The organism is Pseudomonas guangdongensis, from assembly GCF_900105885.1.
Taxonomy (GTDB): domain Bacteria; phylum Pseudomonadota; class Gammaproteobacteria; order Pseudomonadales; family Pseudomonadaceae; genus Geopseudomonas; species Geopseudomonas guangdongensis.
In genome coordinates, this window is record NZ_LT629780.1 from 1,207,292 (window position 1) to 1,231,447 (window position 24,156).

Genomic DNA, 24,156 nt, shown 5'->3' on the forward strand with positions numbered 1-24,156 from the left:
TGGCGAGACGGCTGGACGTTCGCGCGGACGGGCACCGGCCGCTGGGTACCTGACAAAACCTCACGGCGGCGACGAGCGCGGGCACGGTACGCCGGTTGCCGGTGGCGGTCAATCGCGGCGTGGACCGGGCTGTGCCCGGCACGCGGCGGGGAAGCGTCCGGCCCCGCCGCCGGGCGCGTCCCGCCCGCTCTGCGCTGCTGACTCGGCGCGGGGCTGCAGGTCTGTGCGATCCTTGCGGCGTCTTCTTCCCGGAGTGATGCGATGTCCGCCACCCGCCCGCTCAAGGGCATCCTGCTGATCTGTCTGGTCGCCCTGCTGCTGGCCTGCCTCGACAGCCTGTCCAAGGCCCTGGCCGCCGGCTATGGCGTACTGCTGGTGCTCTGGGTGCGCTACCTGACCCAGAGCCTGCTGCTCGCTGCCTGGCAGTGGCCGCGCCGGGGTCGGCCGCCGCTGCGCGTGCAGTGCCCCGCGCTGCAGCTGTGGCGCGGGTTGAGCCTGCTCGGCCTGAGCCTGTTCTTCCTTTCCGCGCTGAGCCTGCTGCCGCAGGGGGAGGCCACTGCGGTGCAGTTCCTCGCCCCGCTGCTGGTGGTGGTGCTGGCCGTGCCGCTGCTCGGCGAGCGCGCCAGCCTCGGCCAGTGGCTGGCGGTGGGCCTGGGTTTCGCCGGGGTGCTGATCATCGTCCGCCCCGGCGGCGGGCTGCTGACCCCGGCGATGCTGCTGCCGGTGTGCTCGGCGACCTGCTACGCGCTGTACCAGATCTTCACCCGCCTGATCGGCACCCGCGACAGCGCGGCGGTCAGCAACCTGTGTACCGGGGTGATCGGCCTGACCGGCCTCAGCCTGCTGCTGCCCGGGTTCTGGGCCGGCTGGCCGGAGGCCGGCGCGCTGCTGGCGATGGCCTCGCTGGGTGCCTTCGCGGTGGTCATCCACACCCTGCTGACGATGGCCTTCCAGAGCTGCTCACCGGTGCTGCTGGCGCCGTTCGGCTACCTGCAGATTCCCTTCGCCGCGCTGCTCGGCCTGCTGGTCTTCGACCACCGCCCCGAACCCGGCGCCCTGCTGGGCATGGCGGTGATCATCGCCAGCGGCCTGCTCAGCGCCGCCCTGCAGGCCCGCCGCCGGCCGCGCTAGGCGCCGGCCGACGCGCGTGCTCGCCGGACAGCCCGCCGGCGCTGCGCAGCCGCCGCTGGCCGGGAATCGCCAGTGCCAGCGGGCTGGCCGCGCTGCGCGCCGGCCGCTGCCAGCGCGGTGCCGGGCGGCTACCATAGGCGCCCCTGCCGTTCGCCGGAGCCCTGCCGATGCCGTCCCCTTCCCCGTCTTCCCGCCGTCCGCGCCTGCGCCGCTGGCTCGGCGGCCTCGCCGCGCTGCTGGCGCTGGGCGTCGCCGGCGCGGTCTGGTATGTCAGCGGCCAGCAGCCGCTGCGCCGCGGCGAGCTGCCGCTGGCCGGACTGGGCGCGCCGGTCGAGGTGGCCTACGACAGCCAGGGCGTGCCGCACATTCGCGCCGCCAGCGAGGCCGACCTGTACCGCGCGCTGGGCTTCCTGCATGCCCAGGAGCGGCTGTTCCAGATGGAGATGCTGCGCCGTCTGGCGCGCGGCGAGCTGGCCGAGGTGCTCGGCGCCTCGCTGGTCGACGCCGATCGGCTGTTCCGCACCCTGCGCCTGGACGAGCGGGCGCGGACGATGGCCGCCCGCGCCGCCGAGCGCGGCGGCCCGGCCTGGCAGGCGCTGCAGGCCTACCTGGACGGCATCAACCAGTTCCAGGCCAGCCGTCCGCTGCCGATGGAGTTCGACCTGCTGGGCATCCGCCCGCGGCCCTTCACCGCCGAGGACAGCTTCAGCGTGGTCGGCTACATGGCCTACAGCTTCGCCGCCGCGCTGCGCACCGAGCCGGTGCTCACCCACATCCGCGACAACCTGGGCGCCGACTACCTGGCGATCTTCGCCGCCGACACCGACACCGACACCGACACCGACACCGCCGGCGCGCCGCTGGCGGCGGCCGACTGGCGCGGCCTGCAGGCGCTCGCCGCGCTGGCCGGGCAGCTGCCGGGCGCCGGCTTCGCCCCCTTCGAGGGCAGCAACGCCTGGGCCATCGCCGGCCGCCGCAGCGCCAGCGGCAAGCCGCAGCTGGCCGGCGATCCGCACATCGCCTTCAGCGCCCCGCAGGTCTGGTACAGCGCGCACCTGAGCGCGCCGGGTTTCGAGCTGTACGGCCAGTTCCACGCGCTGATCCCCTTCGCCCTGCTCGGCCACAACCGCGACTTCGGCTGGAGCCTGACCATGTTCCAGAACGACGACATGGACCTGATCGCCGAGCGCGTCCACCCCGAGGACCCCGGGCAGGTCTGGCACGCCGGGCGCTGGGTGGCGCTGGAGCAGCGCCGCGAGCGCATCGCGGTGAAGGACGCCGCGCCGGTCGAGCTGACCCTGCGCCGCTCGCCCCACGGCCCGCTGATCAACGATGCCCTCGGCGAGCTGGGCGGGCCGACGCCGCTGGCCCTGCGCTGGGTGTTCCTCGACGCCGACAACCCGATCCTCGACGCCTTCTACCGCCTCAACCGTGCCGACCGCCTGGACGCGGCGCGCGCCGCCGCCGCCGACATCCACGCCCCGGGCCTCAACCTGGTGTGGGCCTCGGCCCGCGGCGACATCGCCTGGTGGGCCGCCGGGCAGCTGCTGCAGCGCCCGGCCGGCGCCGATCCGGCGTTCGTCCTCGACGGCGCCAGCGCCGCCGCCGACACCCCGCGCGCCCTGCCGTTCGCCGCCAACCCGCAGGAGGAGAACCCGGCGCGCGGCTACGTGCTGTCGGCCAACCAGGCGCCGGCGGGGCAGGCGGTGCCCGGCTACTACAACCTCGCCGACCGCCACCGCCGCCTGCAGGAACGCCTCGACGCGCGCGCCGCCGGCTGGACCCTGGAGCACAGCCGCGCCCTGCAGCTGGAGGACGCCACCGGCTACCCGCAGCGCCTGCTGGCGCCGCTGCTCGCCGAGCTGCGCGCCGCGGTGCCGGCCGCCGAGCGCCCGCTGCTCGACGAGCTGAGCGCCTGGGACGGCGCGCACCGCCTCGACTCGCGCGCCGCGGTGCTGTTCAACCAGTTGACCTACCAGATCGCCCGCGAGGCGCTGGCCGACGAGCTGGGCGAGGCGTTCTTCGCCGCCCTGCTCGACACCCGCGCCATCGACAGCGCGCTGCCGCGGCTGGCGGGCGCCGCCGATTCGCCCTGGTGGGACGACCGCCGCAGCGCGGCCCGCGAGGACCGCGCGGCGATTCTCGCCCGCGCCTGGAGTGCCAGCCTGGCGCACCTGCGCGCGACCCTCGGTAGCGAGGCCGACTGGCAGTGGGGTCGCGCCCACAGCCTGACCTTCGCGCACCCGCTGGGCCGCGTGGCGCCGCTGGATCGCCTGCTCAACGCCGGGCCCTTCGCCGCCCCGGGCGGGCGCGAGGTGCCCAACAACCTGGCCCACAGCCTGGGCCCGGCGCCCTGGGCGGTGGAGTACGGCCCGTCGATCCGCCGGCTGATCGACTTCGCCGCCCCGCAGCAGGCCCTGGCCAGCACGCCGCTGGGGCAGAGCGGCATCCCCTTCGACCGCCACTACGCCGACCAGGCCGTCGCCTACCTGCAGGGCGGCTACCGCAACATGCTTCTGGACGCGGCGGAGATCGCCGCCGATACGCGCGGGGTGCTGCGCCTGCGGCCGTGACCGCGGACGCGCTCTGGTCGGCGGCGGCCGGGGCTCAGCAGGCCTGCCCGGCCAGCGCCCGCCAGGCGCTCTGCCGCTGCCAGTGCTGCAGCCAGGCCGGCAGCTGCTCGGCCGGCATCGGCCGGGCGATGCCGTAGCCCTGCACCAGGCGGCAGCCGAGGCTGTGCAGGGCGAAGGCGTGTTCGAGGGTTTCCACGCCCTCGGCGATCACCTGGCGGTTGAAGGCGGCGGCCAGGCGGATCACGCCGTCGACGATGGTGCGGTCGTCGGCGTCGACCAGCATGTCGCGCACGAAGCTCTGGTCGATCTTCAGGGTGTCCACCGGCAGCTTGCGCAGGTAGGTGAGCGAGGAGTAGCCGGTGCCGAAGTCGTCGAGGGCGAAGCGCACGCCCAGCAGGGTGCACTGGCGCACCACGGCGATGGCCTGCGCCATGTCGGCGATGGCTGCGGTTTCGAGGATTTCCAGCTCCAGGCGCGCGCGCGGCACCTGCGGGTGGCGGGCCAGCAGGGCGTCCAGGCGCGCGGTGAAGTCGGCGTGCATCAGCTGATGGGCGCTGAGGTTGACGCTCATCTCCAGCGTCAGGCCGTCGTCCTGCCAGCGTTCGAGCTGGGTCAGCGCCTGCTCCAGCACCCATTCGCCCAGCGCGCGCTCCAGCGCCGGGTCGCTCTCGATGTAGGGCAGGAACTCGCCGGGCGCGACCAGGCCGCGCTGCGGGTCCTGCCAGCGGATCAGTGCCTCGACGCCGAACACCCGGCTGTCGGCGAGATCGACCTTGGGCTGGTAGTGGAGGACGAACTCGCCCTGCTCCAGGGCCTGGCGCAGGCGCTCCAGGGTGCGCCGGTGGCCCTGGGCCTTGCGGTCGTTGTCCGGGTCGAACAGGTGGTAGCCGTTGCGCCCGGCCTCCTTGGCCCGCAGCATCGCCTGGTCGGCGTGGCGCAGCAGGGTTTCGCCGTCGACGTTGTCGTCGGGGTAGAGGCTGACGCCGATGCTCGCCGAGGTCTGCAGCAGGGTGCCGGCGCTGCGCAGCGGGGTGCCGACGGCGGCCAGCACGCGGTCGAGGATCGCCGCGCAGTCCTCCGGCGACTCGATGTCGGCGAGCAGCAGGGCGAACTCGTCGCCGCCCAGGCGCGCCAGGGTGTCGTCGCTGCGCAGCACCTGGCGCAGGTTCTCGGCCACCGCCTTGAGCAGCGCGTCGCCGGCGGCGTGGCCATGGCGCTCGTTGATCTGCCGGAAGCCGTCGAGGTCGAGCAGGCACACCGCCAGCGAGTGCTCGCTGCGCGCGCAGCGGGCGATGGCCTGCTCCAGGCGGTCGGCGAGCAGGCGGCGGTTGGGCGCGCCGGTCAGCGGATCGTAGTGGGCGGCGCGGTCCAGTTCGGCCTGGTGATTCTTCAGCGGGCTGATGTCGGAGAAGATGCCGACGTAGTGCTGCGCCTGGCCGGCGGCGTCGCGCACCGTGGAGAGCGACAGGAGCTGCGCGTAGCGCTCGCCGTTCTTGCGCCGGCCCCACACCTCGCCGCTCCATACCCCGTGCTCCCGTAGCGTCCGCCAGAGGTCGGTAGCCGGAGCGTCGGTGCCGTCCTCGCCGTCGAGCCACTGCGGCCGCTGGCCGAGCGCCTCGCTCGGCGCGTAGCCGGTGATGCGCACGAAGGCCGGGTTGACCCGTACGATGCGCCGCGCGGCGTCGAGCACCATGATGGCCTCGTAGCTGGCCTCGAACACCGCCGCCGCTTCCTGCTGCGCCAGTTCGGTGCGCTTGCGCTCGGTGATGTCGCGGGCGATGCCGAACAGCCCGGTGACCGCGCCCGACTCGTCGAGCAGCGGCCCCTTGCTGGCGAAGAACACCACCTGGCGGCCCTGGTGGGTGACCGTGTGCTCGTCGAAGGACTTCACCTGGCGGCTGTCGAGCACCGCGCGGTCGTTGCGCTCGACCTGCGCGGCGGTGGCGGCGTCGAACAGCTGGGCGTCGGTCTTGCCGAGCAGCGCCTGCGGCGGCTGGCCGACGAACTCGGCGGCGGCGCGGTTGGCCAGCAGGTAGCGGCCCTCGCGGTCCTTGACGAAGATCGCGTCGGGGGTGCCGGTGACGATGGCGTCGAGCAGCCGGCGGTGGAAGTCCAGGCCCTCGCGGGCGCGCTTGAGCAGCTCGATGATCAGGCTGAGCGCGGCGCCGGTGACCAGGAAGAAGTACAGCTGGAACAGCTCGGCCTGCGAGGCGACGCGCAGGCTGTGCAGCGGCGGCATGGCCAGGAGGACGATGCTGGCGGTCGCCACCAGGGTGGCCAGCAGGCCCGGCAGCAGGCCGCCGAGCAGCGCGCTGAGGGCGATCGGCAGGATGTACAGGATCAGCACCGGGCGTCCGCCGAAGGCCTCGGCGAAGTGCTGCCGCACCGCCGCGACCAGCAGGGTGATGAGCACCGCGAACAGGTAGACGAACCAGCGCTGCTGCGCGGCCAGGCGACCGCTGCCGGGCAGGTTGTCGAGCCAGGCGGTACCGCCGCCGGCGGTCGCTGCCGGCACTGCGCGCAGGGCGAAGTACAGCAGGGTGGCGGTGACCAGCACGAACAGCGCGCCCTTCCAGCTGGAAGCGCGGACGATGGCTTCCTTGTCGACGAACAGCGCCAGCAGCTGGTCGGAGAGGAAGATCCAGCCGAGTGCCAGCAGGCAGTAGGTGAGCGTCACCAGGCGAATGAACGGCATGCGGGCCATGGGACTTCCTTCGCTATCCTGTCGGGCGATGGTGCCACAGGCCGATTCGGCGCTCCAAGCGTCGCGGCGTGTCGCAGGCCGCCCGCGCTCCGCCGGGCCGCGCGCGCTACCGCGCGGGCGCGCCGCACCGCTATCATCGCCGGCTCTATCGCAAGGGGATCGATCATGCTCAACGGCCTGTGGCTGGGATTCTTCGTCGTCGCGGCCATCGCCGCCTTCGGCCGCTGGCTGGTCGGCGACGAGGCCGGGGTGTTCGCCGCCATGGTCGAGAGCCTGTTCGCCATGGCCAAGCTGTCGGTCGAGGTGATGCTGGTGCTGTTCGGCACCCTGACCCTGTGGCTGGGCTTTCTGCGCATCGCCGAGCGCGCCGGGTTGATCGAGGTGCTGGCGCGGCTGCTCGCGCCGCTGTTCCGCCGGCTGATGCCGGAGGTGCCGTCCGGTCATCCGGCGCTGGGGCTGATCACCCTGAACTTCGCCGCCAACGGCTTGGGCCTGGACAACGCGGCGACGCCGATCGGCCTCAAGGCGATGCGCGCGCTGCAGGAACTCAACCCGCGGCCGGACACCGCGAGCAACGCGCAGATCCTGTTCCTGGTGCTCAACGCCTCGTCGCTGACCCTGCTGCCGGTGTCGATCTTCATGTACCGGGTGCAGCAGGGCGCCGCCGATCCGACCCTGGTGTTCCTGCCGATCCTGCTGGCCACCAGCGCCTCGACCCTCGCCGGCCTGCTGGCGGTGGCCTTCATGCAGCGCCTGCGCCTGTTCGACCCGGTGGTGCTGGCCTGGCTGGGCGGCGCCGCCGTGCTGCTCGGCGCGTTCATGGCCTTTCTCGGCGGGCTGTCGGCCGTCGCGCTGGCCTCGCTGTCCGCGCTGCTCGGCAACCTGACCCTGTTCGGCCTGATCCTCGCCTTCCTGCTGCTCGGCGCGCTGAAGCGGGTGCCGGTCTACGAGGCCTTCGTCGAAGGCGCCAGGGAAGGTTTCGAGGTGGCGAAAAACCTGCTGCCCTACCTGGTCGCCATGCTCTGCGCGGTGGGCGTGCTGCGCGCCTCCGGAGCGCTGGAGTTCGGCCTCGACGGCATCCGCGCGCTGGTCGAGTGGGCCGGCTGGGACACCCGCTTCGTCGACGCCCTGCCCACCGCGCTGGTCAAGCCGTTCTCCGGCAGCGCGGCGCGCGCGCTGCTGATCGAGACCATGCAGAGCCACGGCGTCGACAGCTTCCCGGCGCTGCTCGCCGCCACCGTGCAGGGCAGCACCGAAACCACCTTCTACGTGCTCGCCGTGTACTTCGGCGCGGTCGGCATCCAGCGCGCCCGCCACGCGGTCGGCTGCGCGCTGCTCGCCGACCTGGCCGGGGTGCTGGCGGCCATCGCGGTGTGCTACTGGTTCTTCGGCTGAGGCTTGCCGGGGAGACGCACCTTGCCTGCCGTGCTTGCGAACCATGCCCCACAAACACGAAGCCCCCGCATATCGCGGGGGCTTCGTCGTTCAGAGTGCGGGGCGGGCGGCGAATCAGAACGCCGGCACCACCGCGCCCTTGTACTTGTCGGCGATGAAGGCTTTCACCTCGTCGCTCTGCAGGGCCTTGGCCAGCTTCTGCATGGCCGCGCCGTCCTTGTTGTCCTTGCGCGCCACCAGGATGTTCACGTAGGGCGACTCGCCGCCTTCGATCACCAGGGCGTCCTTGGCCGGGTTGAGGCCGGCTTCCAGGGCGTAGTTGGTGTTGATCAGCGCCAGGTCGACCTGCTTGAGCACCCGCGGCAGGGTCGCCGCTTCCAGCTCGCGCACCTTGATGCCCTTGGGATTCTCGACGATGTCCTTGGGCGTGGCGGTGATGCTGGTGTCGTCCTTGAGCTGGATCACCCCGGCTTTGTCGAGCAGCAGCAGGGCGCGGCCGCCGTTGGTGGCATCGCTGGGGATGGCCACGGTGGCGCCTTCGGGCAGGTCGGCGAGCTGCTTGAACTTCACCGAGTAGGCGCCGAACGGCTCGACGTGGATGCCGGCGACGCTGACCAGCTCGGTCTTGCGGCTGGCGTTGAACTCGTCGAGGTAGGGCTGGTGCTGGAAGAAGTTGGCGTCGAGGTTGCCCTGCTGCACCTGCAGGTTGGGCTGCACGTAGTCGGTGAACACGCGCACCTTCAGCTCCACGCCCTGCTTGGCCAGCATCGGCTTGACGAACTCCAGCAGCTCGGCGTGCGGCACCGGGGTGGCGGCGACGTTGAGGGTCTCGGCCTGGGCGGCGGCGGAGAAGGCGGTGGCGATCAGGGTCGCGGCCAGCAGTTTTTTCATTGTTCAGCTCCTTGTGGGACGGGGTGGCGGGGCGGCGGATGGCCGCCCGGCCGGATTCACTTGCGCGAGAAGCGTATCACCAGGCGGTCGCCGACGCTCTGCAGCACCTGCACCAGCACCAGCAGGAGGATCACGGTGACCGCCATGACGTCCGGCTGGTAGCGCTGGTAGCCGTAGCGCACGGCCAGATCGCCGAGGCCGCCGCCGCCGATCAGGCCGGACATGGCGGTGTAGGACACCAGGGTGATGGCGGTGACGGTGACCGCGGCGAGGATCCCCGGACGCGCCTCGGGCAGCAGGGCGTCGACGATGATCTGCCGGGTGCTGGCGCCCATCGCCTGGGTCGCCTCGATGATCCCGCGGTCCACCTCGCGCAGCGCGGTTTCCACCAGGCGGGCGAAGAACGGCGTGGCGCCGACCACCAGCGGCGGGATGGCGCCGGCGACCCCCAGCGAGGTGCCGACGATCAGCTCGGTGAGCGGGATCATCACGATCAGCAGGATCACGAAGGGCACCGAGCGCAGCACGTTGACCACGAAGGACAGCAGCGCGTACAGCGGCCGGTGGTCGAACAGCTGGCGCGGGCCGGTCATGAACAGCAGCACGCCGAGCGGCAGGCCGAGCAGCACGGTGAACAGCAGGGACCCGCCGAGCATCGCCAGGGTGTCGAGGCCGGCCTGCCAGATTTCCGGCCAGAACACGTTGGGCAGCAGTTTCTCCAGCATCAGCGCAGCATCTCCACGTGGACGTCGGCGGCGTTCAGGCGCGCCAGGGCGGCGTCCAGGTCGCCGCCGGTGAGGGCCAGGGTCAGCTGGCCGTAGGGGGTGTCGCGGATGCGGTCGATGCGCCCGGCGAGGATGCTGTAGTCGACCCCGGTGTCGCGCGCGACCTGGCCGAGCAGCGGCGCGTAGGTGGCCTCGCCGCGGAAGGTCAGGCGCAGGATGCGCCCGGGCACGTGGGCGAAGTCGTCCTGGCGGGCGTCGGCGTCGACGTGCTCGTCTTCCAGCACGAAGCGCTGGGTGGTCGGATGCTGCGGATGGAGGAACACGTCGGCCACCGCGCCCTGCTCGACGACGGTGCCGCCGTCCATCACCGCCACGCGGTCGCAGACCCGGCGGATCACGTCCATCTCGTGGGTGATCAGCACTATGGTCAGCTTCAGCTCGCGGTTGATCTCGGCGAGCAGCTGCAGCACCTGGGCGGTGGTCTGCGGGTCGAGGGCGCTGGTGGCCTCGTCGCACAGCAGGATCTTCGGTTCCAGGGCCAGCGCGCGGGCGATGCCGACGCGCTGCTTCTGGCCGCCGGAGAGCTGCGCCGGGTACTTGTGCGCGTGCTCGCCGAGGCCGACGCGGGCCAGCAGCTCGCTGACGCGGGCATCGATGGCCGCGCGCGGCAGCTCGCCGGCCAGCTTCAGCGGCAGGGCGACGTTGTCGGCGACGGTCTTCGAGGCCAGCAGGTTGAAGTGCTGGAAGATCATCCCGATGCGCTGGCGCAGGCGGCGCAGGCCGGCGGCGTCGAGGGCGGTGGCGTCGTCGCCGTCGATCAGGATGCGCCCGCCGGAGGGCTCCTCCAGGCGGTTGATCAGGCGCAGCAGGGTGCTCTTGCCGGCGCCGGAGTGGCCGATCAGGCCGAAGATCTCGCCGGCGCCGATCTGCAGGCTGGTGGGGTGCAGGGCGGGAATCTCCCGGCCGTCGACCCGGTACGCCTTGTGGACGTTGTCGAATTGGATCACGGAAACACCTTGTGGGTGGGGGCGTGGAGGCGGCGCACAGGGCGGGCTCCAGGCGAAGGCGCCCAGTCTAGCCGCCTTCGCTTAGCGCAGAAAATTCCTTGGGGAAGTATTTATATAACGGGATGACTGCCTTGCGCCGGGCGGCGCTCAGCGCTCGCTCGGCCGCTGCAGGGCGCCGCCCAGGCCGTTGGTCAGCGCCGGCGCCTGCGGCAGCAGGGCGCGGGCATTGGCCAGCGCGGCGGTGGCGGCGTTCAGGTCGCCGGCCTCCAGGGCCTGCTGGCTGCGCTGCAGCCAGGCGTCGGCGAGCAGGCGCTGGGAGTGCTCCAGGGCCGCGGCGTCGTGGCCCTGCTGCAGCTGGCGGAAGGTGGCGGTGGCGGCGTCCAGCTCGCCGGCGGCGACCTGTGCCTCGAGCTGCGCCACGGCCGCCGGGCGCACGGCGGCGGACGGCGTCTGGGGCTGGCTCTGGCAGGCGGCCAGCAGCGGCAGGAGCAGCAGCGGCAGGCAGCGGAGGGCGGGCAGGGTCATGGCTTGAGCCTCGGACTGTTCACAAAGTGAGCAATTCTACACCGCCCGGCGCGGCAGCAGGAAGCTCAGCAGGCACAGCCCGGCGGCGCTGACCACGATCGACGGCCCGGCCGGGGTGTCCTGATACCAGGACAGCGCCAGCCCGGCACACACCGCGAGCAGGCCGAGGACGCTGGCGCCGCCGGCCATCTGCTCGGGGGTGCGCGCATGGCGCTGGGCGGCGGCGGCGGGGATGATCAGCAGCGAGGTGATCAGCAGCACGCCGACGATCTTCATCGCCACGGCGATGACGATGGCGATCAGCAGCATCAGCGCCAGGCGGATCGCCGCCACCGGCAGGCCCTCGACGCGGGCCAGCTCCTCGTGGACGGTGATCGCCAGCAGGGGGCGCCACAGCCAGGCGAGCAGGGCCAGCACCAGCGCGCTGCCGGCGACGATCCACAGCAGATCGCCGGAGCCGACCGCCAGCAGGTCGCCGAACAGGTAGGCCATCAGGTCGACGCGCACCTCGTCGAGCAGGCTGACGGTGACCAGGCCGAGCGACAGGGTGCTGTGGGCGAGGATGCCCAGCAGGGTGTCGCTGGCCAGCGGCTGGCGCTGCTGCAGGGCGACCAGCAGCAGGGCGAGCAGCACGCAGCCGACGGTCACCGCCAGGGTCGGGCTGACGTCGAGCAGAAAGCCCAGCGCCACGCCGAGCAGCGCGGCGTGGGCCAGGGTGTCGCCGAAGTAGGCCATGCGCCGCCAGACCACGAAGGAGCCGAGCGGGCCGGCGACCAGCGCCAGGGCGAGGCCGGCGAGCAGGGCGTTGAGGAGGAAGTCGGGCATGTTCAGTGCTTGCAGTGGGGGCCGTGGACGTGGGGTTTGGGCGCCAGCACCACGCTGCCGTGCAGGTCGTGGGCGTGGTCGTGCTGGTGCTGGTAGATCGCCAGGCTGCGCGCGTCCTGGCCGAACAGCTGGCGGAAGATCGGGTCGTTGCTGACCTGCTCGGGATGCCCGGAGCAGCACACGTGGTGGTTGAGGCAGATCACCCGGTCGGTGGCGCTCATCACCAGGTGCAGGTCGTGGGACACCATCAGCACGCCGCAGCCGTAGCGCTGGCGCAGCACGCCGATCAGCCGGTACAGCTCGGCCTGGCCGGCGACGTCGACGCCCTGCACCGGCTCGTCCAGCACCAGCAGCTCGGGCCGGCGCAGCAGGGCGCGGGCCAGCAGCACGCGCTGCAGCTCGCCGCCGGAGATCTTCTGCAGCGGGCTGTCGATCACCTGGGCGGCGCCGACCTCGGCCAGCGCCGCCTCGGCGCGGGCGCGGTCGACGCCGGGCACCAGGCGCAGGAAGCGCAGCACCGACAGCGGCAGGGTCGGTTCGACGTGGAGCTTCTGCGGCATGTAGCCGATGCGCAGCCTGTCGCGGCGCCAGACGCTGCCCGTGTGCGGGGCGAGCAGGCCGAGCACCACGCGCACCAGGGTGGTCTTGCCGGCGCCGTTGGGGCCGATCAGGGTGACGATCTCGCCGGGCGCCAGGGCCAGCTGCACATCCTGCAGCACGCGGTTGCCGGCGAACTCGACGCCGACGCCGTCGAGGCGGAGCAGCGCATCGCTCATGGCTGTACCCGGCAGCGGCTGCACAGGCCGACCACCTCGACCATCTGGCTTTCCACGGCGAAACCCACCTCGCCGGCGGCGGCGGCGATGGCCGCGCCGATGGCCGGCTGCTGCACCTCGATGGCGGTGCTGCACTGGCGGCAGAGGAAGAAATGCCCCTGGTGGCTCTGCCCCGGATGGTTGCAGCCGATGAACGCGTTCAGCGAGGCGATGCGGTGGATCAGGCCGTTTTCCAGCAGGAAGTCCAGCGCCCGGTAGACGGTCGGCGGCGCGGCGCGGCGGCCGTCCTCAGCGCTCAGCACGCCGAGGATGTCGTAGGCGCCGAGCGGCTGATGGCTGCGCCAGACCAGTTCCAGCACGCGGCGGCGCAGGGCGGTCAGGCGCGCGCCGCTGCTGGCGCACAGCGCGTCGGCGGTGGCCAGGGCGGCGGCCACGCAGTGGCTGTGGTCGTGGGGGTGGCAGGCCAGCGGTGTGGCGGTCATGGCGACACTCCAGGACGAAGGGACGTTATTATATAGCCGTTTACCCAACCGAGAGAGTCCGCCGTGCTCCGTCCGTCTTCCCTGCTGCCCGCCGCCGCGCTGGCCGCCCTGTTGATCGCCCCGGCGCAGGCCGAGGTGCGCGTGCTGACCAGCATCAAGCCGCTGCAGCTGATCGCCGCCGCCGTGCAGGACGGCGCCGGCAGCCCCGACGTGCTGCTGCCGCCGGGCGCCTCGCCGCACCACTACGCGCTGCGCCCCTCGGACATCCGCCGCCTCGGCGAGGCCGAGCTGTTCTACTGGGTCGGCCCCGATCTGGAAAGCTTCCTGCCGCGCGTACTGGAAGGCCGCCAGGCGCCGACCCTGAGCCTGCAGACCCTGCCCGGCCTGCACCTGCGCCGCTTCGGCGAGGAGCACCGGCACACCGACGCCGATGAGCACGCGCACGGCGCCGCCGCGCAGGCTGGTCACGATCACGACGATCACGACGATCACGACGATCACGACGATCACGACGATCACGACGATCACGACGATCACGACGATCACGCAGACCACGCAGACCACGCAGACCACGCAGACCACGCAGACCACGCAGGGCATGCCGGTGCCGGCGACGATCACGACCATGCCCATCGCCCCGGCAGCCTCGACGCCCATCTCTGGCTGCTGCCGGCCAATGCCCGGCTGATCGCCGTGCGGATGGCCGCCGACCTGGCCGCCGCCGATCCGCACAACGCCGCGCGCTACCGGACCAACCTGGCCGCCTTCGAGCAGCGCCTGGCGGTCAGCGACGCGCGGCTCAAGGCGCGCCTGGCGCCGCTGGCCGGCAAGCCGTTCTTCGTCTTCCACGAGGCCTTCGACTACTTCGAGGAGGCCTACGGCCTGCGCCACGCCGGAGTGTTCGCGGTGAGCGCCGAGGTGCAGCCGGGCGCCCGACACGTCGCGGCGATGCGCGAGCAGCTCAAGGCCGCCGGGCCGAGCTGCGTGTTCAGCGAGCCGCCGCTGCGCCCGCGCCTGGCGGAAACCCTCAGCGCCGGCTTGCCGGTGCATCTCGCCGAACTGGACGCCCTGGGCTTCGCCCTCAAGCCCGAGGCCGGCGCCTACGAGACGCTGCTGGAAACCCTCGGCGCGGAACTGGCGGGCTGTCTGGAGCGGCTCTGAGGCCCGGAGCCTGCCAGCCCGTGCAGCGCTGGCGCGGGCTGGCGATACCTCGGCATCGCTCGACAACCGCTGCGCGGGCTTTCGACCCTGCGCCCGGCAACGGACGCGGGCGGACGGGTCACCGGCGGCCCCGGATGCCCCGCTCGCCCTACAGCCAGCGCCTGACCCGCGCGCAGTAGGCGCGGTATTCGGCGCCGAACAGCTGCTGCAGCGCGCGCTCCTCGGCGCGGATCTGCCCGCGGTCGATCAGCAGCACGAACAGCAGCGGCGCCAGCAGCGCCAGCGGCTGGCCCAGCCACAGGGCGAAGGCGAGCAGCAGCAGGGCGTCGCCCAGGTAGATGGGGTTGCGCGAGCGGGCGAAGGGGCCCCCTTCGACCAGCCGGCTGGCGCGCTGCGGATGCAGCGGATCGACCGTGGTGCGCGCCCGCCACAGCGTCCACACGGCCGCCAGCATCAGTCCCAGCGCCGCCAGGGCGAGCAGCACGGCCAGCCCGCGCAGCGTCGCGCTGTCGAGGCGGGCGGCGGGCCAGGCGCGGTGCAGCGCCCAGCCGCCCAGCGCGCAGAGCGCGGCGAGCAGTGGCGGCGGCATCCAGCGGTGCAGGGTGGCGAGCATCGGGCGGGCCTCGTTCAGTCGTCCTGCCAGGGACAATAGCAGCCCACCGCCAGGGTGCCGGTGCTCTGTAGCGGGCGGCCGGCGAGCAGCGCCTCGATCACCGGCTCGATGAAGCTGTTGGCCGAGGTGCATACCGCGCCTTCGCTGTAGGGGCCGACGTAGGCCAGGTTGCCGTCGCGGTCCCAGATCGCCACCGCCGGGCTGGCCGGCAGCCGCTCGGCGCCGGGCAGCTCGGCCAGCGGCCGCAGGGCGCCCAGGCTGTCGGGCAGGCGGCCGCGACTGCCGGGTTTCTGCCAGACGTAGAAGTCGACGCCCTGGCCGGCGAAGTGGTCGAGCAGCTCGGCCAGGTGCTGCTGGTTGCCGACGTTGCACGGGCACGGCGGGTCCCACAGGTGCACCACGCGGATCGTCCCGCTGCCGGCCAGCTCGGCGGGCAGGCGCAGGGCGCCGGCGTCGAACAGCACGGTGCTTTCGCCGAACGGGCGGATGTAGCGGGCCTGATACCAGGCGTACAGGCTGCCCAGGCCGATCACCCAGAGCAGAACGAATAGACTGACGAAGACGGTCTTGCGGCGCGAAGCGGACATGGTGGTGGAACTGGTCGGCCAAGGGGCGCCCAGCTTGCCATGTCGCGGCGCCGGTCTGAAGATCGCAGGCAGCGGCCGATCAGCGCATCGGCCGGCAAGGGGGCATCGCCATGCAGGACAGTTTCGATCCCGCACTGCTGCGCCGGCAGCTGCCGCCGCTGAGCGCCGCGGCGGCGGCCGAGGGCGACGCGCAGGTGCAGGCCTACCGGCGCTTCTACGCCCTGGCGCAGCGCCCGGGCCTGCGCAGCCGCCTCGGCTGGGTGGCGGCCGGTGGCCGGCGCCTGGCGGTGCAGGCCTGGTGGCGCGACAGCGCGCGGGCCACGCTGTTGCTGCTGCACGGCTACTACGACCACATGGGCCTGTACCGCCATGTGCTGGACTGGGCGCTGGCGATGGACTTCGCCGTGCTGGCCTGCGACCTGCCCGGCCACGGCCTGTCCGAGGGCGCGCCGGCGAGCATCGACGACTTCGCCGAGTACCAGGCGGCGCTGGCCGCGCTGTTCGAGGCCGCCGGGCAGCTCGGCCTGCCGCAGCCCTGGCACCTGTTCGGGCAGAGCACCGGCGGCGCCATCCTGCTGGATTACCTGCTCGGCGGCGCGCCGCGCCCGGAGATCGGCCAGAGCGTGCTGCTCGCGCCGCTGGTGCGGCCGCGCGCCTGGGGCCGCTCGAAGCTCGGCTATCACCTGCTCAACCCCTTCGTCAGCCAGATCGCCCGGCGCTTCAGCGACAATTCCGGCGACGCCGCCTTCCTCGATTTCGTGCGCCACGATCCGCTGCAGGCGCAGGTGCTGCCCACCGCCTGGGTCGGCGCGCTGGCGCGCTGGATTCCGCGCATCGAGCAGGCGCCGGCCTCGGCGCAGCGGCCGCTGATCATCCAGGGCGACGCCGACATGACCGTCGACTGGCGGCACAACCTAGCGGTGCTGGCCGACAAGTTCCACGGCGCCGAGCAGCTGATCCTGCCCGGCGCGCGGCACCATCTGGTCAACGAGGAAGCGGGCCAGCGCGCGCGCCTGTTCGCCCTGCTCGGCGAGCGTTTCGCCTAGGACGCGGCGGGCGCAGGCGGGGCCGGCGCGTCGAGATGCACCGCCAGCCACACCGTCGGCCGGTCCGCCGCGGTGGCCTCGACCCGGTGGCGGCAGCCGGCCGGGATCAGCAGGTGGTCGCCCTCCGCCAGCGCGCGCGGCGCCGGCTCGCCGTCCAGTCGCAGCAGGGCGTGGCCGGCGAGCAGCAGCACCCATTCGTCCCAGTCCTGTGCGTACCAGAAGCCCGGCGGGCTGGCCTGGCCGTGGGAGACGATGCGCTCGATGCGGCAGCCGGGCCGGTTCAGCAGGTCGTCGAAGCGCTCGCCGCCGCGGGCGTCGGGCAGCGGGCGGAACAGGTTGGCGGCCGGCATACTCAGCCCAGCGCGGTGTCGAGGAACATCATCACCGCGAAGCCGAGCATCAGGCCGAGGGTCGCTTGGGTCTGGTGGCCGTTGCGGTGGGTCTCGGGGATCACCTCGTGGGACACCACGAAGATCATCGCCCCGGCGGCCAGTCCCAGGCCGACCGGGTAGGCCAGGGCGAAGCCGCTGGACAGGCCGATGCCGACCAGCGCGCCGAGCGGCTCCATCAGCCCGGAGGCGGCGGCGACCAGCACCGAGAAGCCCGGCGCCAGGCCGGCGCTGCGCAGCGCCAGGGCCACCGCCAGGCCCTCGGGGATGTCCTGGATGGCGATGGCGCTGGCCAGCGGCAGGCCGACGCTCAGGTCGCCGCCGGCGAAGCCGACGCCGATGGCCATGCCCTCGGGCAGGTTGTGCAGGGCGATGGCCAGCACGAACAGCCAGACCCGGTTGAGCCGCTCGCACTCCGGGCCGCAGGGGCCGGTGCTGGCGTGCTCGTGGGGGGTGAAGTAGTCGAGGCCGAGCATCAGCAGCACGCCCAGGCCCAGGCCGAACACCACCACCAGGGCGGCGCCCGGCGCGCTGCCGAGGATCGTCTCGGCGGCGGCGAGGCCCGGCAGGATCAGCGAGAAGGCGCTGGCCGCCAGCATCATCCCGGCGGCGAAGCCGAGCATGCTGTCCTGGCTGCGCTGGCTCACCCGGCCGAGGCCGATGGCCAGCAGCGCGCCGCCGGCGGTGGCGACGAAGCCGGCGCTGCCGCCGAGCAGCGCGCGCTGCAGGCCGAGCGGCTCGACGGCGGCGAAGGCGTTGGCGATCCCGGCCAGCAGCAGCGCCAGCAGCGCGCTGAGCGCGGCGAGCAGGCCGCCGGCGATCAGCGGGTGCTGGCGGGCCTGCAGCAGCCAGGCGTTGCGCAGTTCGGCGTTGAGGGTCTGGGTGTCGGACATGGCGGCGGCTTCGGCAGCGGAGATACTTCCATTAGAGCCGATCGGCGCGCCTGCTGCAGCGCAACGCCGCCGATGGGCGCGATGCACGGCGACTATCGCCGCGCGCGGTTGCTCAGCCCTGCGCCTCGCCGGCGCCCGGCGCCGCGGTGCGGGTCACCATCACCTGGTCGATGCGGTAGCTGTCGACGTCCATCACCTCGAAGGTGTAGCCGCCCCAGGTCACGCTGTCGGTGCGCTTGGGCACCCGGCGCAGCATGGTCATCAGGAAGCCGGCGAGGGTCTCGTACTCGTCCTCGTGGGGCACGCTGTCGATCTCCAGGGCGCGGCGCACGTCCTGGATCGGGGTGACGCCGTCGATCAGCCAGGAGTTCTCGTCGCGGCGCACGATCTGCTCCTCGTACCAGGGCGAGACCATGTCGCCCATGACGATGCTCATCACGTCGTTGAGGCTGATCAGGCCGACCACCAGGCTGTACTCGTTGACGATCAGGGCGAAGGTCTCGCCGGCCTGGCGGAACTGCTTGAGCACCTCGGCAAGGGTCAGGCGGTCGGGCACCACCAGCGGCTTGCGGAGCAGGCCGGGGTCGGCGAGGGAGATCGGCTGGTCGCCGAGCACGCGCTGGAACAGGTCCTTGATGGTCACGTAGCCGACGATGTGGTCGATGCCGCCGTCGCACACCGGGTAGGCCGAGTAGGGCTCGTCGGCGATCCGCGAGCGGATCAGCGCGTCGGGGTCGTCGATCAGGAAGTAGACGATGCTGTCGCGGTGGGTCATGGCGCTGGGCAGGGTGCGGGTTTCCAGCTCGAAGATGTTCTCGATGACCTGTTGTTCGCTGGCCGCCAGGGTGCCGGACTGGGCGCCGGCCTGGGTCATGGCGAGGATGTCCTCGGGGGTGATGCTGTCGTCGCGCTGCTTGGGCAGCTTGAGCAGGGCGATCACCCCGCCGACCAGCCAGGCGTAGACCAGCACCAGCGGCTTGAGCAGGGTGGTGAGCAGACGCATCGGGCCGATGACGCGGATGGCGAGTTGCTCGGGGACGGCCATGGCGACCTGCTTGGGAATCAGGTCGGTGACCACGATGAACAGCGAGGTGGTGAGCACGAAGGAGGCGACGAAGGCGAGGGTGGTGGCCTGTTCGGCGCTTAGCCAGGCTGCGAGCAGGCGCTCGAACGGCGGGCTGAGCAGGCCCTCGCCGACGATGCCGCCGAGGATCGCCAGGGCGTTCATGCCGATCTGCACCACGGTGAAGTAGTGGCCGGGGTTTTCCTGGATGGCGATGACCCGCAGCGCCTCGGCGTTGCCCTCGTCGGCCATCTGCCGCAGCTTCACCGGCCGCGAGGCGGCCAGGGCGATTTCCGCCAGGGAGAAGAACGCGCTGAGCAGGATGAGCAGGGCGAGCAGGAGCAGGCTGTGGCTGGCAGTCAGGGACATGGGCGGTCTGCGGGCTGTGGATAACGTCCGGAGGGTAGCATGGGCGCCCGGCGGCGGTGATGACCGCGCCGGGCGCCGGGCCGCTTCAGCGCACCACGTGGAGGAAGTGCATGTGCTGCTCGTACTGGTCGAGGATGTCGTCGATCACCTCGTCGCGCGACCAGCCCATCACGTCGTAGTCCTGGCCGCCTTCGAGCAGGTGGACCTCGGCGCGGAAGTACTTGCGCTCCTCGCGCTCGTCGCCTTCGAGCATCACGAAGCTGGGCTGCACGTAGGCGCGCGGGCGCACCTCGTAGACGAAGTCGACCTCGCTGCCGTGGCTGACCTCCAGACGGATGCGCTGGTCGTCGCCGCTCTCGACCCTGGCGCTCAGGCCCTGCTTGCGCAGCTCCTCGGCCACCGCCTCGCCGGCCGGCAGCACCACCTCGGCGAGGAAGCGGTTGACGTGGGCGCGGCGCGGGAACATCACCAGGTTGCGCAGGCGCCGCTGCCAGCCGCCGGGGCTGCGCGCCTGGCGGGTGTGTCCGGAGGTCTGGTGGCGCAGCACGCGCTTGGTGGAGTCCAGGTGCAGGGCCTTGAGCAGCCCCCACATCGAGGCCAGCAGGATCACCGAGAACGGCAGGGCGCTGGCGATGGTGGCGGTCTGCAGGGCGCTGAGGCCGTCGGCCAGCAGCAGGGCGATGGCCACCACGCCGATCGAGGCGGCCCAGAAGATCCGCTGCCACAGCGGGGTCTGCGGGTTGCCGCCGGAGGCGAGCATGTCCACCACCAGCGAGCCGGAGTCGGCCGAGGTGACGAAGAACACCACCACCATCAGCACCGCCACCGTCGACAGCACGCTGGACAGCGGGAACTGTTCGAGGAAGGCGAACAGCGCCAGCGAGCTGTCCTGGCCGACGGTGTCGGCCAGGCTGGTCAGGCCGTCCTGCATGATCATGTGGATGGCGCCGTTGCCGAACACCGTCATCCACAGCAGGGTGAAGCCGGCGGGGACGAACATCACCCCGGTGACGAACTGGCGGATGGTCCGCCCGCGCGAGACGCGGGCGATGAACATGCCGACGAACGGCGACCAGGACATCCACCAGCCCCAGTACAGCAGGGTCCAGCCGCCCAGCCAGTCGGTCGGCTCGTAGGCGTAGAGGTTGAAGGTCTTGCTGACGATCTCCGACAGGTAGCTGCCGGTGTTCTGCACGAAGGTTTGCAGCAGGTACACGGTGGGGCCGAGCACCAGCACCAGGGCCAGCAGCAGCACCGCCAGGCCGAGGTTCAGCTCGGAGAGGATGCGGATGCCCTTGTCCAGCCCGGTGACCACCGACAGGGTGGCCAGCGCGGTGACGCCGACGATCAGCGCGATCTGCACGGCGGTGCCGACCGGCACGTCGAACAGGTGGTTGAGGCCGCTGTTGATCTGCAGCACGCCGTAGCCCAGCGAGGTGGCCACGCCGAACACCGTGCCGAGGATGGCGAAGATGTCCACCGCGTGGCCGATGGGGCCGTGGATGCGCTCGCCGATCAGCGGATAGAGCGCCGAGCGCAGGGTCAGCGGCAGGTTATGCCGGTAGCAGAAAAACGCCAGGATCAGCGCGACGATGGCGTAGATCGCCCAGGCGTGCAGGCCCCAGTGGAAGAAGGTCAGCTTCATCGCCTCGCGGGCGGCCTGCACCGTGTTGGGCTCGCCCACCGGCGGGGCGACGAAGTGCATCACCGGCTCGGCGACGCCGAAGAACATCAGGCCGATGCCCATGCCGGCGGAGAACAGCATGGCGAACCAGGTGGTGTTGCTGTAGTCGGGCTGGCTGTGGTCGGGGCCGAGCTTGATGTCGCCGTAACGGCTGACGGCGAGGAACACCACGGTGATCAGGATCAGCGCCACGGCCAGTACGTAGAACCAGCTGGCGTTGCCGACGATCCAGTTCTGCACCTGGCCGAACAGGGTCTGGGCGGTCTGTGGCAGGGCCACGGCGAAGGTGACCAGGGCGAAGATCAGCAGAGCCGAGCCGAAGAACACCGGGGGGTTGAGGGTGCGCGCCAGGCGCGGGGAGGTTTCCATTGTGCAAGCGCTCCTTTTGATCGGATGGCCGCCAAGGGCGGACGGGAGGTTGCGCACGGCTCGCGCCGGGGCGCGGCGCACGATCTCCCGAGGGCGACGACTGTCGCCGTGTTGCGGGCTTTTCCATCTCTTTTCGCCACCGATCGATGCCGGAAAGATCTGGGGTGGCCAGCCAGTCTAGCACGTCGATAGCTTTTTCAGGGATTTTGAAGCTTGCCGATAGCTTGGCTGTATCGCTTAGCCGCCGTCGTGCTCGCCCAGACGGTACTGTAGCGCCTCGGCCAGATGGGCGCGGGCGATGGCCGGCGCGCCCTGCAGGTCGGCGAGGGTGCGCGCCACCTTGAGCACCCGGTGCAGGGCGCGCAGCGACAGGCGCAGGCGCTCGCCGGCGCTTTCCAGCCACTGCCGGTCGGCCTCGGCGAGGTGGCAGTGGCGCTGCAGGCCCGGCAGGTCGAGATGGGCGTTGGCGCAGCCCTGACGCTGCTGCTGCAGCGCATGTGCCGCACTCACCTGGCGGGCCAGCGCGGCGCTGTCCGGGCCCTCGGCGGTGGCCTGCAGGCGCGGCGTCTCGCGGCGCACATGCAGGTGCAGGTCGATGCGGTCGAGCAACGGCCCGGACAGCCGCGCCCGGTAGCGCTGCACCTGCTCCGGGGTGCAGCGGCAGCGCCGCTCGGCGTCGCCCAGGTAGCCGCAGGGGCAGGGGTTCATCGCCGCCACCAGCTGGAAGCGCGCCGGAAAGCGCAGGGTGCCCTGGGCGCGGGCGATCACCACCTCGCCGCTCTCCAGCGGCTGGCGCAGGGCGTCGAGCACCGCGCGGGAGAACTCCGGCAGCTCGTCGAGGAACAGCACGCCGTGGTGCGCCAGGCTGATCTCGCCGGGACGCGGGCGGCTGCCGCCGCCGACCAGCGCCGGCCCGGAGGCGTTGTGATGGGGCTGGCGGAACGGCCGCCCCGGCCAGCCGCCGAGCGCGGCGCTGCCGGCCAGCGAATGGATGGCGGCGACTTCCAGCGCCTCGTCCTCGGCGAGCGCCGGCAGCAGGCCGGGCAGGCGGCTGGCCAGCAGGGTCTTGCCGGTGCCTGGCGCTCCGCTGAGCAGCAGGTTGTGGCGGCCGGCGGCTGCCACCAGCAGGGCGCGCTTGGCGGCCAGCTGGCCCTGCACCTCGGCGATGTCGCCCGGCGCCGCCGCCGGCTGCGGCAGCCCGGCGGCGATCCAGGGCTGGAGCGGCGTGTGGCCGGCCAGGTGGGCGACCACGGCGAGCAGGTGGTCGGCGGCGTAGACGGTCAGCCCGCGGGCCAGACAGGCCTCCTCGGCGTTGTCGCGCGGCACCAGCAGGGCGCGTCCGGCGGCGCGCGCGGCCAGCGCCGCCGGCAGCACGCCGCGCAGCGGGCGCAGGGCGCCGGACAGCGCCAGCTCGCCGAGGCACTCGACGCCGTCCAGGCTGGCGGCGGGCAGCTGGCCGCTGGCGGCGAGGATGCCCAGGGCGATGGCCAGGTCGAAGCGCCCGCCTTCCTTGGGCAGGTCGGCGGGCGCCAGGTTGAGGGTGATGCGCCGGTTGGGGAACTCGAAGCCGCAGCTCTGGATCGCGCTGCGCACGCGGTCCTTGCTCTCGCGCACGGCGGTTTCCGGCAGGCCCACCAGGGTCAGCGAGGGCAGGCCGTTGGCCAGGTGCGCCTCGACGCTGACGGCGGGGGCGTCGAGGCCGAGCTGGGCGCGGCTGTGGACGATGGCGAGGGACATGATCGCTCCTTGATCGGCTGTCCCGCGGAACCCGGCCTTAGTGCGGCTGCGGCGGCTCCAGGCGGGCTTCCAGTTCGGCGACGCGCGCTTCGAGGGCTTCGAGGCGCGCGCGGGTGCGCGCCAGCACCGCCATCTGTGCGTCGAATTCGTCACGGCCGACCAGATCGAGCTTGCCGAAGGCGCCCGACAGCAGGGCCTTGAACTGGGCTTCCAGCTCGGCGCGCGGCAGCGGCGAATCGGCACTGAACAGGCGGCTGGCCTGACTGGCGAGAAGGTCGAGGACGGCTTTGGGCGGCAGCATGGGCGGTTTCCGGCAGATGAACGCCGGCAGTCTAGCAGAAGCGTCCGGTGCATCGTGCGCCGCGGCGGCGCCGGGATGGGGCGGCGGATCGTGCCGTTTTCGAGCAATGCCGGATCGTCCGTGCACCGCCTTGGTGCATGTCGCCGGGGTGGCGGCCGTCGCGCCCCGGCGCGGCGCGTAAAAGCAGGCGTTGCGTGGAGTTGGCACCCTTTCTGCAGAAGGATCGTTACCGGTGCCGAGGCGCCAGCGGCGTGCGCCAGGACAGGCCGGCACGCACGGCGCGGAGCCACGCCGGCCGGGTCAGCGGCGCCGTGCGCGCGGCGCGTTACAAATGCCGGACTCTGCGCTTAGACTTGCCCTGGGTTCATCGCTTCCTGGGGCAAGTCCACCATCACGGGAGAATTTCTATGAAGCTAGTCACCGCCATCATCAAACCCTTCAAGCTCGACGACGTGCGCGAGTCGCTGTCGGAAATCGGCGTACAGGGCATCACCGTTACCGAGGTCAAGGGCTTCGGCCGTCAGAAAGGCCACACCGAGCTGTATCGCGGTGCCGAGTACGTCGTCGACTTCCTGCCCAAGGTCAAGCTGGAAGTGGCGATTGCCGACGACCAGCTGGATGCGGTGATCGACGCCATCACCAAGGCCGCCAACACCGGCAAGATCGGCGACGGCAAGATCTTCGTGGTCAATCTGGAACAGGCGATCCGTATTCGTACCGGCGAAAGCGGTACCGACGCGATCTAAGCGCGCTACTCCACCGAACCCCCACGCCCCAGGAGTACACCATGATTTTGCGCCAATCGACCGGGCAGGACGTCCCGGTGCCTCTCGCCAGTCCCCCTCGGCATGCCGCCAGCGGCGGGCGTTGCGCCTGCGCCGGCCGGCGACAGCTGCCCGGACGCTGATCC

At 72.1% G+C, this 24,156-nt stretch carries 22 protein-coding genes; 6 read left to right on the forward strand and 16 right to left on the reverse strand.

What is annotated here, in order from left to right; genetic code table 11:
• The first annotated feature begins 261 nt into the window (after positions 1-261).
• Positions 262-1,131 carry a DMT family transporter gene (locus tag BLU22_RS05765; RefSeq protein WP_090212826.1) on the forward strand — a complete coding sequence of 290 codons (870 nt, stop codon included), beginning with the start codon at positions 262-264 and terminating at the stop codon, positions 1,129-1,131.
• Positions 1,132-1,334: 203 nt separating this feature from the next.
• Positions 1,335-3,704: a penicillin acylase family protein gene (locus tag BLU22_RS05770; protein WP_090216289.1), complete on the forward strand. Its 2,370-nt coding sequence runs from the start codon at positions 1,335-1,337 to the stop codon at positions 3,702-3,704.
• 34 nt (positions 3,705-3,738) lie between these two features.
• Here BLU22_RS05770 and BLU22_RS05775 read toward each other — a convergent pair whose 3' ends face one another.
• Positions 3,739-6,408 carry an EAL domain-containing protein gene (locus BLU22_RS05775; RefSeq protein WP_090212828.1) on the reverse strand — a complete coding sequence of 890 codons (2,670 nt, stop codon included), beginning with the start codon at positions 6,406-6,408 and terminating at the stop codon, positions 3,739-3,741.
• A 165-nt stretch (positions 6,409-6,573) separates the two neighbouring features.
• On the opposite strand from BLU22_RS05775, the gene BLU22_RS05780 reads away from it, so the two are divergent.
• A complete protein-coding gene (locus BLU22_RS05780; protein ID WP_090212829.1) occupies positions 6,574-7,803 on the forward strand; it encodes a nucleoside recognition domain-containing protein in 1,230 nt (409 codons plus the stop codon).
• A gap of 114 nt (positions 7,804-7,917) precedes the next feature.
• On the opposite strand, the gene BLU22_RS05785 is transcribed toward BLU22_RS05780, so the two are convergent.
• The 7 genes from BLU22_RS05785 to BLU22_RS05815 form a co-directional block, all read right to left on the reverse strand.
• Positions 7,918-8,694 (reverse strand): MetQ/NlpA family ABC transporter substrate-binding protein, encoded by a 777-nt coding sequence (locus BLU22_RS05785; protein WP_090212831.1) that lies wholly within the window; start codon positions 8,692-8,694, stop codon positions 7,918-7,920.
• A 56-nt stretch (positions 8,695-8,750) separates the two neighbouring features.
• Entirely contained in the window at positions 8,751-9,419 is a 669-nt protein-coding gene (locus tag BLU22_RS05790; RefSeq protein WP_090212832.1) for a methionine ABC transporter permease, read from the reverse strand.
• On the reverse strand, positions 9,419-10,426 hold the full coding sequence (locus BLU22_RS05795) for a methionine ABC transporter ATP-binding protein (RefSeq protein WP_090212834.1): 1,008 nt from the start codon (positions 10,424-10,426) through the stop codon (positions 9,419-9,421). Before BLU22_RS05795 ends, BLU22_RS05790 begins: the two co-directional genes overlap by 1 nt.
• Positions 10,427-10,573: 147 nt before the next feature.
• A complete protein-coding gene (locus BLU22_RS05800) occupies positions 10,574-10,951 on the reverse strand; it encodes a hypothetical protein (protein ID WP_090212835.1) in 378 nt (125 codons plus the stop codon).
• Positions 10,952-10,987: 36 nt separating this feature from the next.
• Positions 10,988-11,776, reverse strand: a complete 789-nt coding sequence (znuB, locus tag BLU22_RS05805; protein WP_090212837.1) for a zinc ABC transporter permease subunit ZnuB — start codon at positions 11,774-11,776, stop codon at positions 10,988-10,990.
• A 2-nt stretch (positions 11,777-11,778) separates the two neighbouring features.
• On the reverse strand, positions 11,779-12,552 hold the full coding sequence (gene znuC, locus BLU22_RS05810; RefSeq protein WP_090212838.1) for a zinc ABC transporter ATP-binding protein ZnuC: 774 nt from the start codon (positions 12,550-12,552) through the stop codon (positions 11,779-11,781).
• Entirely contained in the window at positions 12,549-13,034 is a 486-nt protein-coding gene (locus tag BLU22_RS05815; protein ID WP_090212840.1) for a Fur family transcriptional regulator, read from the reverse strand. The genes znuC and BLU22_RS05815 overlap by 4 nt, the downstream gene beginning before the upstream one ends.
• Positions 13,035-13,097: 63 nt before the next feature.
• Between BLU22_RS05815 and znuA the strand changes: the two genes are divergently transcribed.
• On the forward strand, positions 13,098-14,195 hold the full coding sequence (gene znuA / locus BLU22_RS05820) for a zinc ABC transporter substrate-binding protein ZnuA (RefSeq protein ID WP_231975278.1): 1,098 nt from the start codon (positions 13,098-13,100) through the stop codon (positions 14,193-14,195).
• Positions 14,196-14,343: 148 nt separating this feature from the next.
• Here the strand turns inward: znuA and BLU22_RS05825 are convergent, their stop codons facing one another.
• Entirely contained in the window at positions 14,344-14,808 is a 465-nt protein-coding gene (locus tag BLU22_RS05825; protein ID WP_231975279.1) for a methyltransferase family protein, read from the reverse strand.
• 14 nt (positions 14,809-14,822) lie between these two features.
• Positions 14,823-15,395 (reverse strand): DUF6436 domain-containing protein, encoded by a 573-nt coding sequence (locus BLU22_RS05830; RefSeq protein ID WP_090212841.1) that lies wholly within the window; start codon positions 15,393-15,395, stop codon positions 14,823-14,825.
• 110 nt (positions 15,396-15,505) lie between these two features.
• Between BLU22_RS05830 and BLU22_RS05835 the strand changes: the two genes are divergently transcribed.
• A complete protein-coding gene (locus tag BLU22_RS05835; RefSeq protein ID WP_090212843.1) occupies positions 15,506-16,441 on the forward strand; it encodes an alpha/beta hydrolase in 936 nt (311 codons plus the stop codon).
• Here BLU22_RS05835 and BLU22_RS05840 read toward each other — a convergent pair.
• From BLU22_RS05840 to BLU22_RS05865, 6 genes are all read right to left on the reverse strand, one after another.
• Positions 16,438-16,791, reverse strand: coding sequence for a cupin domain-containing protein (locus BLU22_RS05840; protein ID WP_090212844.1), 354 nt, complete (start codon positions 16,789-16,791; stop codon positions 16,438-16,440). The genes BLU22_RS05835 and BLU22_RS05840 overlap by 4 nt on opposite strands.
• 2 nt (positions 16,792-16,793) lie before the next feature.
• Complete coding sequence (locus BLU22_RS05845) at positions 16,794-17,723, reverse strand: ZIP family metal transporter (RefSeq protein WP_090212846.1); 930 nt, start codon at positions 17,721-17,723, stop codon at positions 16,794-16,796.
• A gap of 112 nt (positions 17,724-17,835) precedes the next feature.
• Positions 17,836-19,155: a hemolysin family protein gene (locus BLU22_RS05850; RefSeq protein WP_231975280.1), complete on the reverse strand. Its 1,320-nt coding sequence runs from the start codon at positions 19,153-19,155 to the stop codon at positions 17,836-17,838.
• Between the two features lie 85 nt (positions 19,156-19,240).
• Positions 19,241-21,208, reverse strand: coding sequence for a BCCT family transporter (locus BLU22_RS05855; protein ID WP_090212848.1), 1,968 nt, complete (start codon positions 21,206-21,208; stop codon positions 19,241-19,243).
• 237 nt (positions 21,209-21,445) lie between these two features.
• Positions 21,446-22,945, reverse strand: coding sequence for a YifB family Mg chelatase-like AAA ATPase (locus tag BLU22_RS05860; protein WP_090212850.1), 1,500 nt, complete (start codon positions 22,943-22,945; stop codon positions 21,446-21,448).
• A gap of 37 nt (positions 22,946-22,982) precedes the next feature.
• On the reverse strand, positions 22,983-23,246 hold the full coding sequence (locus BLU22_RS05865) for an accessory factor UbiK family protein (RefSeq protein WP_090212851.1): 264 nt from the start codon (positions 23,244-23,246) through the stop codon (positions 22,983-22,985).
• Positions 23,247-23,653: 407 nt separating this feature from the next.
• On the opposite strand from BLU22_RS05865, the gene glnK reads away from it, so the two are divergent.
• Positions 23,654-23,992 carry a P-II family nitrogen regulator gene (glnK, locus tag BLU22_RS05870; protein ID WP_090212853.1) on the forward strand — a complete coding sequence of 113 codons (339 nt, stop codon included), beginning with the start codon at positions 23,654-23,656 and terminating at the stop codon, positions 23,990-23,992.
• Positions 23,993-24,156 lie beyond the last annotated feature (164 nt).

Excerpts from the sequence above, each read along its gene's own strand:
- BLU22_RS05855 (WP_090212848.1), bottom strand. The coding sequence starts at position 21,208 with ATGGAAACCTCCCCGCGCCTGGCGCGCACCCTCAACCCCCCGGTGTTC.
- glnK (WP_090212853.1), top strand. The coding sequence starts at position 23,654 with ATGAAGCTAGTCACCGCCATCATCAAACCCTTCAAGCTCGACGACGTG.
- BLU22_RS05785 (WP_090212831.1), bottom strand. The coding sequence starts at position 8,694 with ATGAAAAAACTGCTGGCCGCGACCCTGATCGCCACCGCCTTCTCCGCC.
- BLU22_RS05825 (WP_231975279.1), bottom strand. The coding sequence starts at position 14,808 with ATGCTCGCCACCCTGCACCGCTGGATGCCGCCGCCACTGCTCGCCGCG.
- BLU22_RS05850 (WP_231975280.1), bottom strand. The coding sequence starts at position 19,155 with ATGTCCCTGACTGCCAGCCACAGCCTGCTCCTGCTCGCCCTGCTCATC.
- BLU22_RS05845 (WP_090212846.1), bottom strand. The coding sequence starts at position 17,723 with ATGTCCGACACCCAGACCCTCAACGCCGAACTGCGCAACGCCTGGCTG.
- znuC (WP_090212838.1), bottom strand. The coding sequence starts at position 12,552 with ATGAGCGATGCGCTGCTCCGCCTCGACGGCGTCGGCGTCGAGTTCGCC.
- BLU22_RS05800 (WP_090212835.1), bottom strand. The coding sequence starts at position 10,951 with ATGACCCTGCCCGCCCTCCGCTGCCTGCCGCTGCTGCTCCTGCCGCTG.
- BLU22_RS05840 (WP_090212844.1), bottom strand. The coding sequence starts at position 16,791 with ATGCCGGCCGCCAACCTGTTCCGCCCGCTGCCCGACGCCCGCGGCGGC.
- BLU22_RS05865 (WP_090212851.1), bottom strand. The coding sequence starts at position 23,246 with ATGCTGCCGCCCAAAGCCGTCCTCGACCTTCTCGCCAGTCAGGCCAGC.
- BLU22_RS05815 (WP_090212840.1), bottom strand. The coding sequence starts at position 13,034 with ATGACCGCCACACCGCTGGCCTGCCACCCCCACGACCACAGCCACTGC.
- BLU22_RS05780 (WP_090212829.1), top strand. The coding sequence starts at position 6,574 with ATGCTCAACGGCCTGTGGCTGGGATTCTTCGTCGTCGCGGCCATCGCC.
- BLU22_RS05775 (WP_090212828.1), bottom strand. The coding sequence starts at position 6,408 with ATGGCCCGCATGCCGTTCATTCGCCTGGTGACGCTCACCTACTGCCTG.
- BLU22_RS05790 (WP_090212832.1), bottom strand. The coding sequence starts at position 9,419 with ATGCTGGAGAAACTGCTGCCCAACGTGTTCTGGCCGGAAATCTGGCAG.
- BLU22_RS05765 (WP_090212826.1), top strand. The coding sequence starts at position 262 with ATGTCCGCCACCCGCCCGCTCAAGGGCATCCTGCTGATCTGTCTGGTC.
- znuB (WP_090212837.1), bottom strand. The coding sequence starts at position 11,776 with ATGCCCGACTTCCTCCTCAACGCCCTGCTCGCCGGCCTCGCCCTGGCG.
- BLU22_RS05835 (WP_090212843.1), top strand. The coding sequence starts at position 15,506 with ATGCAGGACAGTTTCGATCCCGCACTGCTGCGCCGGCAGCTGCCGCCG.
- BLU22_RS05860 (WP_090212850.1), bottom strand. The coding sequence starts at position 22,945 with ATGTCCCTCGCCATCGTCCACAGCCGCGCCCAGCTCGGCCTCGACGCC.
- BLU22_RS05830 (WP_090212841.1), bottom strand. The coding sequence starts at position 15,395 with ATGTCCGCTTCGCGCCGCAAGACCGTCTTCGTCAGTCTATTCGTTCTG.